Annotated in this window: 13 protein-coding genes; 4 read left to right on the top strand and 9 right to left on the bottom strand. The window is 70.2% G+C overall.

Annotated features, from left to right (window positions below):
• Positions 1-33 precede the first annotated feature (33 nt).
• Positions 34-789 carry a hypothetical protein gene (locus tag RUMESO_RS18870; protein WP_037282342.1) on the top strand — a complete coding sequence of 252 codons (756 nt, stop codon included), beginning with the start codon at positions 34-36 and terminating at the stop codon, positions 787-789.
• 7 nt (positions 790-796) lie between these two features.
• Here RUMESO_RS18870 and RUMESO_RS18875 read toward each other — a convergent pair whose 3' ends face one another.
• From RUMESO_RS18875 to RUMESO_RS18910, 8 genes are all read right to left on the bottom strand, one after another.
• Positions 797-1276: a GFA family protein gene (locus RUMESO_RS18875; RefSeq protein ID WP_037282345.1), complete on the bottom strand. Its 480-nt coding sequence runs from the start codon at positions 1274-1276 to the stop codon at positions 797-799.
• Positions 1277-1328: 52 nt separating this feature from the next.
• Positions 1329-2459, bottom strand: a complete 1131-nt coding sequence (locus RUMESO_RS18880) for a Gfo/Idh/MocA family protein (RefSeq protein WP_037282348.1) — start codon at positions 2457-2459, stop codon at positions 1329-1331.
• A 17-nt stretch (positions 2460-2476) separates the two neighbouring features.
• Positions 2477-3214, bottom strand: coding sequence for a sugar phosphate isomerase/epimerase family protein (locus RUMESO_RS18885; RefSeq protein ID WP_037282350.1), 738 nt, complete (start codon positions 3212-3214; stop codon positions 2477-2479).
• Positions 3211-5655: a beta-mannosidase gene (locus RUMESO_RS18890; RefSeq protein ID WP_037282352.1), complete on the bottom strand. Its 2445-nt coding sequence runs from the start codon at positions 5653-5655 to the stop codon at positions 3211-3213. The genes RUMESO_RS18885 and RUMESO_RS18890 overlap by 4 nt, the downstream gene beginning before the upstream one ends.
• On the bottom strand, positions 5652-6740 hold the full coding sequence (locus RUMESO_RS18895) for an ABC transporter ATP-binding protein (RefSeq protein WP_037282354.1): 1089 nt from the start codon (positions 6738-6740) through the stop codon (positions 5652-5654). The genes RUMESO_RS18890 and RUMESO_RS18895 overlap by 4 nt, the downstream gene beginning before the upstream one ends.
• Positions 6741-6746: 6 nt before the next feature.
• Complete coding sequence (locus tag RUMESO_RS18900; protein WP_211262931.1) at positions 6747-7658, bottom strand: carbohydrate ABC transporter permease; 912 nt, start codon at positions 7656-7658, stop codon at positions 6747-6749.
• 37 nt (positions 7659-7695) lie between these two features.
• Positions 7696-8628, bottom strand: a complete 933-nt coding sequence (locus RUMESO_RS18905; RefSeq protein WP_051521492.1) for a carbohydrate ABC transporter permease — start codon at positions 8626-8628, stop codon at positions 7696-7698.
• A 69-nt stretch (positions 8629-8697) separates the two neighbouring features.
• Entirely contained in the window at positions 8698-9930 is a 1233-nt protein-coding gene (locus tag RUMESO_RS18910) for an ABC transporter substrate-binding protein (RefSeq protein ID WP_037282358.1), read from the bottom strand.
• 115 nt (positions 9931-10045) lie between these two features.
• Between RUMESO_RS18910 and RUMESO_RS18915 the strand changes: the two genes are divergently transcribed.
• Genes RUMESO_RS18915 through RUMESO_RS18925 form a run of 3 tightly spaced genes read left to right on the top strand, consistent with a single transcriptional unit; the run spans position 10046 to position 13310 of the window.
• Entirely contained in the window at positions 10046-11119 is a 1074-nt protein-coding gene (locus tag RUMESO_RS18915; RefSeq protein WP_245639339.1) for a LacI family transcriptional regulator, read from the top strand.
• On the top strand, positions 11116-12171 hold the full coding sequence (locus RUMESO_RS18920; protein ID WP_037282360.1) for a sugar phosphate isomerase/epimerase family protein: 1056 nt from the start codon (positions 11116-11118) through the stop codon (positions 12169-12171). Before RUMESO_RS18915 ends, RUMESO_RS18920 begins: the two co-directional genes overlap by 4 nt.
• 14 nt (positions 12172-12185) lie before the next feature.
• A complete protein-coding gene (locus RUMESO_RS18925) occupies positions 12186-13310 on the top strand; it encodes a Gfo/Idh/MocA family protein (protein ID WP_037282363.1) in 1125 nt (374 codons plus the stop codon).
• Positions 13311-13403: 93 nt separating this feature from the next.
• Here the strand turns inward: RUMESO_RS18925 and RUMESO_RS18930 are convergent, their stop codons facing one another.
• Positions 13404-14285 (bottom strand): LOG family protein, encoded by an 882-nt coding sequence (locus RUMESO_RS18930; protein ID WP_051521498.1) that lies wholly within the window; start codon positions 14283-14285, stop codon positions 13404-13406.
• Positions 14286-14376: the final 91 nt, after the last annotated feature.

Here is a 14376-nt window from a genome sequence, read left to right on the forward strand (position 1 = left end):
TCCGCTAGAAGCGGCGCGACCAGGGAGGATGCCATGCAGATCACGCTCAACAAGATCGCCTTCGACGTGAAGCCGGTGGACGGAGCGCTGCGGACGGCGCTGCTGGCCGACCCCGTGGTCGCGCGCGGCGTGCTTCGTCCCGTCTGGTCCTGGAGCAAGGACGAGGGCAAGGGCCGCTATCTGGCGCAGACCGCCGCCAACAATGCGATCCCCCTGCCGACGGGCATCCTCATCCACGTCCAGAAGCCGGGGACGAACGGCGCCGGGCCGGTCAAGGCCGAGGGCCCGACCGCCAAGATGGCGGAGCGGTTCCTTCATGCCGTGGGCGCCAAGGACTTCGGGCCGGTGGTCCAGGCGCTCGGCCGCGTCGTGGGCGTGCCGGTCGGCCGACTGCCGCTCGACAAGTTCGCCGTGCTGAACGCGCAGGGCTCCTACACGATCCTGATGGCGACCGAGCTGCAGATCGTGGAACTGGCGAACGCCGCCCGGAACCTGTCGGCCTACGTCTTCCTGCCCGGCGTCGTGAGCTTCGCCGCGACCGCCGAGGCCACTGGGGGCGCGATCCTGCCGGATTCGCCGCGCCTGACCGCCGTGATCCCGCCGGGAACGCAGGCGGGCCAGGCGATGCGCCGCCTTGCGCTCGCGCAGCGGCTAGGAGAGATGCAGGCGGAGCTGGGCGAGACCAAGCCCGCCGACCTGCCCGAGGGCGACCCGCGCCGCGCGGTGCTGGCCCGGCTCGGGGCGGAGTGGAAGGCGCTGCAGGCCAAGGTGGCGACCAAGGCCGCCTGACGGGGCTTCAGCGCGGCGGCCAAGCGGTCGTGTCGTGGTCCGGGTGCTGGTGGTTGCTGGCCCGGACCCGCTGGATGACGCCGTCGGGGTCGTTCTCGTCGATGGGCTGGCCCGGCAGGTCGGGCAGGCGGTCGAACCAGGGAACGCGGGTCTCGGTCCCGTACTGGATCACCGGTGGCGCGAGGTCGGGGCGGTCGAGCGTCCCGGCCAGGACGCCGATGCCGGGGTCATGCGGGTAGTCGAAGATCAGCGGCGTCCCGCAATCGCGGCAGAAGCCGCGCCGTGCCACGTCGGAACTGGCGAACCACGCGATCTCGCCCCGCGTGACGCGGAAGGCGGATTTCGGGACCGGGCAGATCGCCGCGAAGGGGCCGCCCACGGCCTTCTGGCACATCCGGCAATGGCAGAGATGGACGTTCTCGGGCGCGCCCTCGAAGGCGTAGCGCACGGCGCCGCACTGGCAGCCTCCGGTCCGGGTGTCGCTCATCGGAGCCTCCGAGGGTGATGGGCCGGGGACGATGCCCCCGGCCCGGTGGGGCTCAGGCCAGGAGCGCGCGGGCGTCCTCGGCCGAGAGGGCGGCGGGACGCTCGCAGGTGGTGGTCATGTCCACGAAGCGCCGTTCCTGCCCCGAGCGGAGGATGCCGGTCATCACGTCCACCACGTGCACGGCAAGGTCGATGTCGCAGCGGTGCTTGCGCCCCTGCTCGACCGCCTGCGCCATGTCGGCGAGGCCCGCGCCCCGGTAGTTGGCGAGGTGGCGGCCGTCGCCGGTGGTGAAGTTGGCCTGCCCGAAGGGATGCTCGCTGCCCAGCAGGGCCTCGATGTCGCCCTCGCCCCCGACCTCGACGGTGCCGCCGAAGAAGTTCGGGTCCGGCACGAAGAGCGAGGCCTCCTCGCCGTAGAGCTCCATGTTCGCGTGGCGGTTCTTCCACACGTCCCAGGAGGCACCCAGCGTCACCGTGGCCCCGTTCACGAACTCCAGGATCGCGTGGATGTCGGTCGGCGTGGTGACCTGCAGCACCTCGCCGTTCCGGGGGCCGTTCTGGATGGTCCGGGTCGGGAGGCCCGCCTTGGCCATGGCCGCCACCGACTTCACCGGCCCGATGAGCTGGACGAGGTTGGTGATGTAGTAGGGGCCCATGTCGAGGACCGGCCCGCCGCCCGGGGCGAAGAAGAAGTCCGGGTTGGGGTGCCACTTCTCCATGCCGTGGCCCATGACGTGCGCCGTGCCGCCGAGGACCTTGCCCACGCGCCCCTCGTCGATGGCTGCCCGCGCCTGCTGGTGGCTGCCTCCGAGGAAGGTGTCGGGCGCGGAGCCCACGCGGAGGTTCTTCCGCGCCGCCAGTTCCTGCAGCCGCTCGCCTTCCTCGAGGGACAGGACGAGGGGCTTTTCGGAGTAGGCGTGCTTGCCCGCCTCAAGGATGCGGCGGGACACGTCATAGTGGGCGGCCGGGACCGTGAGGTTCACGATCACGTCCACCTCGGGGTCTGCCAGGATCTCGTCCACCGTCTCGGCGCGGACGTTGAACTCGGAGGCGCGCAGGCGCGCGTTGTCCATGTTCATGTCCGCGACCGCCCGGACCTCGAGGTTCCGGAAGGACGGCGCGATCTTGAGATAGGCCGAGGAGATGTTGCCGCATCCGATGATGCCGACGCCGAGCTTTGCCATGTTGGGTCTGCCTTCCTTCACCAGGCCTGGACGGCTTCGAGCGAGCGGCGCGCGAAGCGGGCGTGGTCCGAGGGGTTGTCGTGCTCGATCACGAAGTGGTCGATGCCCTGGGCGTCGAGCTCCTTCTTGATCGCCGCCCAGTCCTGGATGCCGGTGCCCACGTCGGCCCAGCCGTCCTCCTGAGCGTTCTGGCCCTGGGGCGCGATGTCCTTGACGTGGACGGCCACGACCTTGCCCTTGAAGCGGCGGAGCGTGTCGACGGGGTCGAGGCCCGCGCGCTTGACCCAGCCCAGGTCGAGCTCGAGGTTCAGGCCGGCCTCCACGATCAGGTCCATGGGCGTGGTGCCGCCCAGGTCCGCGAAGTCCCAGTCGTGGTTGTGCCAACCGACGGCGTGGCCCGCGTCGCGGATGGGCTTCAGCGCCGACGCGAGCCGCTGCGCGAAGGCGCGCCAGGATTCGAGATCGGTGCCGCGCAGCTCGGGCGCGACCCAGGGGACGATGACCTTCTGGACGCCGAGGGTGCGCGCCACCTCCAGCGTGCGGCTCGGGTCGCCCTCGACCATGTCGAGGCCGAAGTGGCCCGAGGGCATGGTGAGGCCGTTCTTGTCGAGGCCGGCCTTGAGGCCGTCGAGGTCTCCGTAGAGGCCGCCGTAGCCCTCCACCGCCTTGTAGCCCGCCTGGGCCAGCATGGAGAGCGTGTCCTCGACCGGCGGGAAGTTCCGCGAGCAGTAGAGCTGGTAGGCGATGATGGTCATGCTGTCCTCTGGTCTTGTCGGCCGGTGGTGGCCGAGTGGAGGTCGCGGAGCGCGAAGCGCGGCTCGCGGCCCGGGGATTGGGGCGTGAAGGTCAGGCGCGCGGTGCGGCCGGGCCCGAGATGGATCGCGTTGCGGTCCCAGCGACCGGGCAGGTCGGCCTCGGCGGTGACGAAGAAGGCCATGGCGCGGGCGTTGACGGAGAGGACCCAGCGGTCGCCGTCGCGCGTGACCTGATGGGCGAGCTGCGGGTCCGGAAGGTCGTAGGCCTTCCAGGGCCTGGGCGCGAAGACGTCGCCGGCCCGCGAGCCGTCCGATGCCTCCCAGCCGAAGGTCAGGACCTCCTGCTCGCCCAGCGCGTCGGGGGCAACGAGGAGGAGGCGCTCGGCCCCCTCGCCCACGGTTCCCTGCCCGCGCCCGATCTCGCGCGCGGCGCCGTTCAGGGCGGTGGCGTAGGCGGTGACGGTGATCTCGACGGGGGCAAGGGTGTCGTTGACGCCGACGAGGGCGATCCCCTCGGGACCGGGCACGGCGGTCACCAGCACCGGGCGGAAGAAGTCCCGCGCCATGTGGTGCAGCACCTTCCAGCCGCCGCCGTAGTCGAGCGAGGACCACGAGCAGACCGGCCAGGTGTCGTTGAGCTGCCAGTAGAGCGTGCCCTGGCAATGCGGCTTGAGCGAGCGCCAGTGGGTCACGGCGGTCTTGATCGCCATGCCCTGCTGGACCTGGGACAGCCAGACGAAGTCCTCGAACCTCTCCGGCCAGCGGAAATAGCGGAACATCGTCGCCGCGATCCGGGCGTTGCCGTCCGGCCCGCCGTCCTGCGAGGCGTTGCGCTGGTGCGATTCGAGGACCGGCGAGGCGATGTTCCAGTCCTCGGGGCCCGCGAAGGTGCGGATCACGTCCATGGATGGATAGGACTGGAACCCGAACTCGGAGCAGAAGCGCGGGGACACGTCGCGATAGTGGTCGAAGGGCTTGCCCTCGTGCCAGACGGACCAGAAGTGCATGTCGCCGGTGCCGTCGACGTGCCAGGCGTCGCGGAAGTCCAGCGGACCTGCCGAGGGCGAGGAAGGCCACCAGTTGGCGGCGGGGTCGGTCTCGCGCAGCGCCGTCTCGATGGTGCGGTTCAGGCGGTCGTAGCTGGCGAGGTAGCGGTCGCGGTCGTTGCGCGACTCCGGGAACCAGGTCAGCGCGCCGATGAGCTCGTTGTCGCCGCACCAGAGCGCGAGGCAGGCGTGATGGTGCATCCGGGCGACGTTCTCGCGCACCTCGGCGTCCACCTCGGCCAGGAACCCGGGCGTCGAGGAGTAGAGGTTGCAGGAGAACATGAAGTCCTGCCAGACCATCAGGCCCAGCTCGTCGCAGGCGTCGTAGAACGAATCCGGCTCGTAGCGGCCGCCACCCCAGACGCGGATCATGTTCATGTGGGCTCCCGCGGCGGACTGCAGGAGGTCGCGCGTGGCCTCCTCGGTGATCCGGCCGGACAGGGCGTCCGTGGGAATCCAGTTGGCGCCGCGCGCGAAGACGGGGCGGCCATTCACCCGGATTCCGAAGGACCGGCCGGCGGCGTCGGGCTCGCTCACCAGCTCCATCTTCCTCAGTCCGATGCGGCGGCGGGCCACGTCGTCGCCGATGCGGACCTCGAGGTCGTAGAGGGTCTGCGGCCCGAGGCCCGCCGGCCACCAGAGCTGCGGGTTCTCCACGTCGAAGATGACGGAGACGCCGCCGTCCTCGAGCACCCCCTCGGCCGCCTGCCCGGCGAAGGTGATGCGGAAGGGCGCGCCCTCGGCGTTCTCGGCCCAGGCCGTGACGGTCAGGGCGACGCGGCCGTCCTCATGCTCCTGCGCGACGGCCAGCCTCTCGATCCGGGGGGCGTCCGCCTCCTCCAGCCAGATGCCGCCGGTGATCCCGAAGGGACAGAGGGCGATGTTCCAGTCCCAGCCCCAGTCGCAGGCCACCTTGCGGAGCATGTTGCCATGTGGGATCGGGTTGTTCTGGTGGATGTAGGGGACCGGGAAGGGCTGCTCGGCGGCGAGGCGCGCGGCCTCCTTCGGCGCGGAATGGAAGGCGATCTCCACGGTGTTGGCGCCGCGCCGCGCCACCCCGGACAGGTCCACCCGCCAGGTGCGGAAGGCGTTGGCGGCGCGCAGCACCTCGGTGCCGTTGACCCGGACGGTCGCCACCGTGTCGAGACCGTCGATGACCAGGACGACCTCCGGGTCCGCCAGGTCGAACTGCCGGCGGATCGTCCAGTCCCGCTCCGCGATCCAGCGGAGGCGGACTTCGTTGCGGCCCCAGTAGGGCTCGGGGATCTGGTGCGCCTCGTGCAGGGCGGTGATGCCGTCGCCGGGCACGCGCATGAGGCAGGAGTGCTCTCCTGTCGCGTCGGTGAGCGACCAGGGCCCGGCAAGGTCCTGGATCGCCGATATCGGGGTATTCACAAACGTTCTTCCGTCTTGGCGTCGAATAGCGAAGCCTTAGCAGGATCGATGCCGATGGGGAGTCGGTCGCCGGGGCTGACGCGCGCCTGCCCGTCCATGCGGATGCGGAAGGGCTTGCCGGCGAGCTGCGCCCAGACCAGCGTGTCGGACCCCATGGGCTCCACCAGCTCGGCCGTCACCTCGCCTCGGATGGGCGCGGAGTCGACCAGCGGGCCCGTCGCCACGTGCTCGGGCCGGATGCCGATGATGGCGGGGCGGTCCGCCACCTGCGGCGCGCCGAAACGGTAGCCGTCGAGCGCGAGTTGCAGGTCGGCGCCGTGGAACGTGCCCCGCTCCAGGTGCCCCTCGACGAAGTTCATGGACGGGCTGCCGATGAAGTCGGCCACGTAGCGGTTCTGCGGCCGGTTGTAGATCTCGTCGGGCGTGCCGAGCTGCATGATCCTGCCGTTCCGCATGATGGCGATGCGGTCGGCCAGCGTCATGGCCTCCACCTGGTCGTGGGTGACGTAGATCATGGTGTTGTCGAGGCTGTGGTGGAGGCGCTTCAGCTCCACCCGCAGGTCGGCGCGCAGCTTGGCGTCGAGGTTCGACAAGGGCTCGTCGAAGAGGAACACGTCCACGTCGCGCACCAGCGCCCGGCCGATGGCGACGCGCTGCCGCTGCCCGCCCGAGAGGGCGGCGGGCTTGCGGTCGAGGAGCGGCTCGATCTGCAGGACCTTGGCGGCACGGGCGACGCGACTCTCGATCTCGGCCTTGGGCACGCGGGCGTTCCTGAGGCCGAAGCTCAGGTTCCCGCGCACGGTCATCTGCGGGTAGAGCGCGTAGGACTGGAACACCATGCCGATGCCGCGCTCGGAGGGCTCGAGCCAGGTGACGTTCCGGCCCTTGATGAAGATCTGGCCGTCCGTGGGCTCCAGGAGGCCGGCGATGCAGTTCAGCAGCGTGGACTTGCCGCAGCCGGAGGAGCCCAGGAGCACCAGGAACTCGCCGTCGCGGATGTCGAGGTTCAGGGTCTGGAGCACCTGCACGGCGCCGAACTGCAGGGTCAGGTCCCGGATCGAGACCGAGGTGTTGGGAGCGAGCATGGGGGATCAGCCTTTCACGGCGCCCGCGGCGATGCCGCGCACGAAGAGTTTTCCGCTGGCGAAGTAGACGGCGAGGGGGACGAGGCCGGTGAGCAGGGTCGCGGCCATGTTGACGTTGTATTCCTTGGTGCCCTGAACCGAGTTGACGATGTTGTTGAGCTGCACCGTCATCGGGTAGCGCTCGTTCGAGGTGTAGATCACGCCGAAGAGGAAGTCGTTCCAGATGCCGGTGATCTGGATGATCATGGAGACCACGAAGATCGGCAGCGACATGGGCAGCATGATGCGGAAGAAGATGCCCCAGAAGCCCGCGCCGTCGACCCGCGCCGCCTTGAACAGCTCCTCGGGCACCGAGGAGAAGTAGTTGCGGAACAGCAGAACGTTGAGCGGCATCCCGAAGATCGTGTGGACGACCACGAGGCCCCAGAGCGACCCGAAGAGGCCGACCTTCCCGAGCAGGATCGCGATCGGGTAGATCATCACCTGGTAGGGGATGAAGGCGCCGAGGATGAGGATCGTGAAGATCGCCTCGGAGCCCTTGAAGCGCCAGTTGGCCAGCGTGTAGCCCGAGACGCTGGCCACCGCGATCGACACCACCACCGAAGGGACGAGGATGTAGACCGAGTTCCAGAACCCGCGCGAGAGGCCGTCGCAGTTGATGCCGGTGCAGGCCTGCGCCCAGGCCTTGATCCAGGGGAAGATCGTGAATTCGGTCGGCGGGGCGAAGATGTTGCCCTGCCGGATCTCGTCCATGGTCTTGAACGAGGTCACGAGCATGACCCAGAGGGGCAGCAGGAAGTAGGCCGCGATGACCAGGAGCGTCCCGTAGAGGACGACGTTGTGGGCCGTCAGGACGCGGCGCGGCCGTCCTCCGCGCGGGCCTTCGAGGTAGCCCACGCCGCCGGTCCGCTCCTTGATGGCGTCGACCGCCGCGACGGTGCCGAGGGTCGCCGGTTCAGCCACGCTTCTTCCCTCCGAATTCGAGATAGGCCCAGGGGATCAGGATGATCACCACCGAGAGCAGCATCATGGTCGATGCGGCGAAGCCCTGGCCGAGGTTCTGGGCGCCGAACATCGAATCCATCACGTATTTCGCGGGCACCTCCGAGGCGCCGCCGGGGCCCCCGTCCGTCTGGGCCTTCACGAGGTCGTAGAGCTTGATGACGCCCGAGGCGACCAGCACCAGGGTGGTGACGAAGACCGGCCGCATCATCGGGATGACGACATGGGTGTAGGTCTTCCAGGTGGGGATGCCGTCCACGCGGGCGGCCTTCCAGATGTCCTCGTCGATGCCGCGCAGTCCCGCGAGCATGATGCACATCACGAGGCCCGTCCCCTGCCAGATGCCGGCGATCAGGATGCCATAGATGACGAGCTCGCGGCTGTGGAGCGGGTCGAAGGAGAAGCCCTCCCAGCCCAACGAGCGCACCACCGCCTGGATGCCGAACTCCGGGTTCAGGATCCACTGCCAGGCGAGGCCGGTGACGATGAAGGACAGGGCGAAGGGGTAGAGGAAGATCGTGCGGAACACGTCCTCGCCCCGGACCTTGCGGTCGAGAAGGGTGGCGAGGAAGAATCCCAGCGCCATCGTCAGGATCATCGACAGGACGCCGTAGATGGCGAGGTTCTCGATCGACGTCCACCACTTGGGGGTGGACCAGAGCCGGTCGTACTGGTCGAGGCCCACGAACTGGAGGCGGGGCAGCATCCCGGACTTGGTGAAGGAGTAGAAGACCGTCCAGGCGGTGCAGCCCACGAAGATCACGAGGGCGATCAGCACCATCGGGATCGACGCGATCTTGGCGGGGATGTTGCGCAGGAGCCGCGAGGGCCGGCGTACGCGGGCCGCGTCGGGCGCGGCGACCTCGGCGGGATGGGTGACGGCCATGGGCTCCTCCCTGGACCGTGGCGACGGACGGCCGGGGCGCGAAGGCCCCGGCCGGGCGGTGCGGACGGGTCAGTCCGCGCTGGCGATGATCTCGGCGTAGCGCGCCTGCGCGTCGGCCGGGGCCATGTCGGAGGCCCAGAACTCGGTCAGGAGGTCGTTGACCTGCTGGTTCGTGTCAGGGGACAGCAGGGTGGTTCCGGCCGGCATGACGTTGCCGGAGGCGAGGAGCTCGAGGCCCTTCTTGGTGCAGTCGTTGACGGTGCCCATGTCCACGTCGCCGCGGATGGGCAGCGAGCCCTTCGCGGCGTTGAAGGCGACCTGCGTCTCGGGCTGGAGGAGCAGCGCGGCGAGTTCCTTCTGGGCGGCGGTGGTCTCGGGATCGTCCTGCGCCGGGAAGTAGAAGGCGTCGCCCCCGGCGTCGAGGATCGCGTTCAGGCCCAGGCCGGGGAGGCAGGTGTAGTCCGTGCCCGCCGTCTTGCCGGCCAGCGCGAACTCGCCCTGCGCCCAGTCGCCCATGATCTGCGCGGCGGCATCGCCGGTGATGACCATGTTGGTGGCCTGGTTCCAGTCCTGCACGTTCGAGCCCTGCGACAGCTCGCGCGCCTGGGCGGCGGCCTCGAAGACCTTGGCGAACTCGGGGCCGCCGGCGACCGATTCGTCCTTGTCGCGGTTCACGGCGAGGTAGGCGTCCTGGCCGGCGATGGCGGTGGCCAGCACGTTGAAGGCGCCCGCCTGCTGCCAGGGCTGGCCGCCCATGGCGAGCGGGATCTTGCCGGCGGCGGCCACCTCGTCGGCGGTGTCCACGAACTCGTTCCAGTTGGTCGGGACGGGAAGGCCCAGGTCCTCGTAGACCTTGTTGTTCAGCCACATCCACTGCCAGGAGTGGATGTTGATGGGCGCGCAGTAGATCTTGCCCTCGTAGGTGCAGGCGTCGAGCAGCGAGGAGGGCTGCACGATGTCCTTCCAGTGGTTCGCCTCGGCGACGTCGGTGAGGTCGAGGAGGAGCCCGGCCTGGATCAGCTCCTCGGCCTGGCGGCCGTGGTTGAACTGGAAGGCGTCCATCGGGTCGCCGCCCAGGATGCGCGAGATCATGATCGGGCGGGCGGTGTCGCCGCCCCCGGCGATGGCGCCGTCGATCCACTTGTTGCCGGTGGCGTTCCAGGCGTCGGCGAGCTTGGAGACGGCGTTGGCCTCGCCGCCCGAGGTCCACCAGTGGGTGACCTCGAGATCGACGGCATGGGCCGCGGTCGCCGTCATGGCGCAGAGCGCGGTCGCCCCCAGCAGGCTGTGGGTCAGTTTCACGTTGCTTTCCTCCCTGTTCGGATGCCCTTTGGCTTCCTATAACGATTTAGAGCTAAGACGAATCACCGGCGCCGTGCAAGCGGCTTTCGCGGGCGCGGACGGGAGGAGCAAAATCGTGAGCGACGCGCCGGGCAACGCGGCGGGAGACGGGGTCGCGGCCGCGCCTTCCCCGGACGTGGAACGCCCCGGAAAGCCGACCCTCAAGACCATCGCGGGGCTGACGGGCCTCGCGGTGGCGACGGTGTCGCGCGCGCTCCACGACGCGCCGGACCTCAGGCCCGAGACCAAGGCGCTGGTCCGCAAGGTGGCCGAGGAGCTGGGCTATGTCCCGAACCGCGCGGGCCTGCGCCTGCGGACGGGGCGCACGCAGGTCATCAGCCTCGTCATGTCGGCCGAGCACGACATGATGAACAACACGGCGCGGCTGATCTCCTCGCTGGCCGGGGCGCTGCGGGGGACGGCGTTCCACCTCAACGTCAGCTACTTCTTCCCCGGCGAGGACCCGATGAAGCCCATCCGGCACATCGTGGAGATGGGCCTCGCCGACGCGGTGATCTTCAACCAGACCCAGCCCGAGGACCAGCGCGTCGCCTGGCTCCTGGGGCGGCACTTCCCCTTCGCCACCCATGGGCGGACCAACTGGGCCGAGCGCCACGCCTGGGCCGACTTCGACAACGCCGCCTTCGGGGAGATCGCGGTGCGGCGGCTCGCCCGCGCCGGGCGCAGGCGGATCGGGGTGATCGCGCCGCCGCTCGACCAGAACTACGCGCGGGACACCGTGGCGGGAGTCGCCCGCGCGGGCCAGGAGACCGGCGTCGAGTCGCAGGTCCTCGCGGGAGTGTCGAGCGACAGCGCCTCGGCCCTGGTGCGCGAGGCGGTGGCGCGGGCGCTGCCCCTGGGGTTCGACGGGCTCATCGCCTGCTCCACCAATTCGGCCATGGCCGCGGTGGCGGCCATCGAATCGCAGGGAATGCGGCTCGGGCGCGAGATCGACCTCGTGGCCAAGGAGGCGATCCCGTTCCTTACCCTGTTCCGGCACGAGATCATGGTCGTGCAGGAGGACGTGGGCCGCGTGGGCGCGGTGCTGGCCCGCGCCGTCATCCGTGCCATAAGGGAGCCCGAGGCGCCTCCGCTCCAGGACCTGGAGGTGCCGCGCGACGATTTCGACAACAAGGACACGACACCATGACGAGCCAGATCAAGGGCCCGGGGATCTTCCTCGCGCAGTTCGCCGGGGACGCCGCGCCGTTCAACTCGCTGAAGGGCATGGCCGAGTGGGCCGCGGGCCTGGGCTACCGGGGCGTGCAGGTCCCCACCATCGACCCGCGCATCCTCGACCTCGACCGCGCGGCCGAGAGCCAGGACTACTGCGACGAGGTGCAGGGCCTCTGCCGCGAGGCGGGCGTGGAGATCACCGAGCTGTCCACGCACCTCCAGGGGCAGCTCGTGGCGGTGAACCCGGCCTACGACATCGCCTTCGACGCCTTCGCGCCCAAGTCCCTCCACGGCAACCCCAAGGGGCGGCAGGAGTGGGCGGTGGAGCAGGTCAAGAAGGCCGCCGTCGCCTCGCGGCGCCTCGGCCTCGACGCCCATGTGGGCTTCTCGGGGTCGCTGGCCTTTCCCTACCTCTACCCCTGGCCGCAGCGGCCCGAGGGGCTGGTCGAGGAGGCCTTCGCGGAGCTCGGGCGCCGTTGGGTCCCGATCCTCGACGTCTATGCCGAGAACGGGGTGTCCTACGGCTACGAGATCCATCCGGGCGAGGACCTGTTCGACGGGGCGACCTTCGAGATGTTCCTCGACGCCGTGGGCGGGCACGTCGCGGCGACGATCAACTACGACCCGAGCCACTTCCTGCTCCAGCAGCTCGACTACCTCGCCTTCATCGACATCTACCACGAGCGGATCACGTCGTTCCACGTCAAGGACGCGGAGTTCAACCCGGACGGGCGGCAGGGCGTCTATTCGGGCTACCAGCCTTGGATCAACAGGGCCGGACGGTTCCGGTCCTTGGGCGACGGGCAGGTGGACTTCAACGGCATCTTCTCGAAGCTCACGACCCACGGCTACGACGGCTGGGCGGTGCTGGAGTGGGAATGCGCGCTGAAGTCGCCCGAGCAGGGCGCGGCCGAGGGGGCGCCCTTCATCGCCGCGCACCTGATCGACCGGGCCGAGCGGGCCTTCGACGACTTCGCCGGGGCGGAGCGGGACCAAGCCACGATCCGGGCGATGCTCGGGCTCTGAGGGGGGTGAGGAACATGGCAGAACGACGCCTGAGGCTGGGCATGGTGGGCGGCGGACGGGGGGCCTTCATCGGCGCCGTCCACCGCATCGCGAGCCGGATCGACGATCGGTGGGAGCTGGTGGCGGGGGCGCTGTCCTCGGACCCCGAGAGGGCGCGGGCCTCCGGGGCCGACCTCGGCATCGCGCCGGACCGGGCCTATTCGGACTTCCGCGAGATGGCGCGGGCCGAGGCGGGCCGCGAGGACGGGATCGACGCGGTCAGCATCGTGACGCCGAATCATATGCACGCGGACCCGGCCATCGCCTTCCTGGAGGCGGGCATCCACGTCATCTGCGACAAGCCGCTGGCCGCCGCGCCCGAGCAGGCGCAGCGGATCGCGGACGCGGTGAAGGCGTCCAGGGCCCGGTTCGTGCTCACGCACAACTACACGGGCTATCCGCTGATGCGGCAGGCGCGCGAGATGATCGCGGCAGGCGACCTGGGGGAGCTCCGGCTCGTGCAGGCCGAATACGCGCAGGACTGGCTGACCGAGAGCGTGGAGGCCACCGGCAACAAGCAGGCCGCGTGGCGGACGGACCCGACACAGGCCGGGGCGGGGGCGCTGGGGGACATCGGCACCCATGCGTTCAACCTCCTCAGCTTCGTCTCTGGACTCAGGCCCGAGGCGCTGCTGGCCGATCTCCAGAGCTTCGGAGCCGGGCGGCTGGTGGACGACAACGCCCATGTGCTGCTGCGCTTCCAGGGCGGGGCGCGGGGGATGCTCTGGGCGTCGCAGGTCGCGCCGGGGAACGAGAACGGGCTGCGGCTGCGCATCTACGGGACCAAGGCGGGCATCGAGTGGGGGCAGGAGAACCCCAACGTGATGACCTTCGCGCCGCTGGGCGAGCCCAAGCGCATCCTGACGCGCGGCGGCGCGGGCCTGGGCGGCGGGTCGAGCCAGTCCACCCGCGTCCCGCCGGGGCATCCCGAGGGCTATCTGGAGGCCTTCGCGACGATCTACACGGACGCGGCGGACCTGATCCTCGGGACGAACGACGGGGCGCTGCTCCCGAACATCGACTCGGGGCTGGAGGGGATGTGGTTCATCAACGCCTGCCAGAGGTCGTCGCAGGCGGGCGGCGAATGGGTCGGACGGTGACGGCCTGACGAGGCGTCGCGGGGCGGGGCCGTCGCGCCCCTGCCCCGCCGTTCCCTGCCTTGCCCGCGGAGGCGAGCCGCCTCCCGGCCCCGCCTAGCTTCCGTCGGCCGGCTGGTCGGGCTGGCCGGGCGCGGGCGCGCCATTGGGCACCACGCGTCCCGGGATCTCCTCGCGCCGCTGGCCCTTGTCGGACCAGGTGCGGATCGCCTCCAGGGCCTCCTCGGCGGTCTCGACGTAGCGGAAGAGGTCGAGGTCCTCGGGCGAGATCGTGCCGGACTCGGCGAGCTTGGGCCAGTTGATGACCTCCTCCCAGTAGGCGCGGCCGAAGAGGAGGAAGGGGACCTTGGCCATGCGGCCGGTCTGGATCAGGGTCAGCGCCTCGAACATCTCGTCCAGCGTCCCGAAGCCGCCGGGGAAGACGCAAACGGCCTCGGCCCGCATGAGGAAGTGCATCTTGCGGATCGCGAAGTAGTGGAAGTTGAAGCACAGGTCCGGCGTCACGTAGGCGTTGGGCGCCTGCTCGTGCGGGAGGACGATGTTGAGGCCGACGCTGCGGCCCCCGGCCTCCTGGGCGCCGCGGTTGCCGGCCTCCATCACGCCGGGGCCGCCGCCGGTGGCGATGACGCCGCGCCGCCCCCGGGTCTCGGCCAGCGACGCCTCGGTGGCGAGCTGGGCGAAGCGGCGCGCCTCCTCGTAGAAGCGGGAGAGCGAGGCCAGCATCGGCGTGGTGGCCTTGTGGGCGTTGGCCGCGTCGGGGATGCGGGCCCCGCCGAAGAGGACGATGGTCGTCTCCACCCCCGCCTCGTCCAGCATGAGCTGGGGCTTGAGGAGCTCGAGCTGGAGCCGCACGGGGCGCAGGTCCTCGCGCAGGAGGAACGCGTCGTCGATGAAGGCCAGGCGGTAGGACGGCGCGCGGGTCTGCGGCGTGGACGGGATCTGGGCGGCGGTCCGGGTGTCCACCACGCTGTCGCGCATCGGATGGGTCCGGGGGGCGGGCTCGGTGACCTCGCGGGTGGGCTGCGCGGCGCCGAGGGCGTCGGCGTCCTGGGCGGCGGATGTGAGGGGG

It is taken from the genome of Rubellimicrobium mesophilum DSM 19309 (assembly GCF_000600335.2).
GTDB classification, from domain to species: Bacteria; Pseudomonadota; Alphaproteobacteria; order Rhodobacterales; family Rhodobacteraceae; genus Rubellimicrobium; species Rubellimicrobium mesophilum.

Excerpts from the sequence above, each read along its gene's own strand:
- RUMESO_RS18870 (WP_037282342.1), top strand. The coding sequence starts at position 34 with ATGCAGATCACGCTCAACAAGATCGCCTTCGACGTGAAGCCGGTGGAC.
- RUMESO_RS18875 (WP_037282345.1), bottom strand. The coding sequence starts at position 1,276 with ATGAGCGACACCCGGACCGGAGGCTGCCAGTGCGGCGCCGTGCGCTAC.
- RUMESO_RS18880 (WP_037282348.1), bottom strand. The coding sequence starts at position 2,459 with ATGGCAAAGCTCGGCGTCGGCATCATCGGATGCGGCAACATCTCCTCG.
- RUMESO_RS18885 (WP_037282350.1), bottom strand. The coding sequence starts at position 3,214 with ATGACCATCATCGCCTACCAGCTCTACTGCTCGCGGAACTTCCCGCCG.
- RUMESO_RS18895 (WP_037282354.1), bottom strand. The coding sequence starts at position 6,740 with ATGCTCGCTCCCAACACCTCGGTCTCGATCCGGGACCTGACCCTGCAG.
- RUMESO_RS18905 (WP_051521492.1), bottom strand. The coding sequence starts at position 8,628 with ATGGCCGTCACCCATCCCGCCGAGGTCGCCGCGCCCGACGCGGCCCGC.
- RUMESO_RS18920 (WP_037282360.1), top strand. The coding sequence starts at position 11,116 with ATGACGAGCCAGATCAAGGGCCCGGGGATCTTCCTCGCGCAGTTCGCC.
- RUMESO_RS18925 (WP_037282363.1), top strand. The coding sequence starts at position 12,186 with ATGGCAGAACGACGCCTGAGGCTGGGCATGGTGGGCGGCGGACGGGGG.
- RUMESO_RS18930 (WP_051521498.1), bottom strand. The coding sequence starts at position 14,285 with ATGCGCGACAGCGTGGTGGACACCCGGACCGCCGCCCAGATCCCGTCC.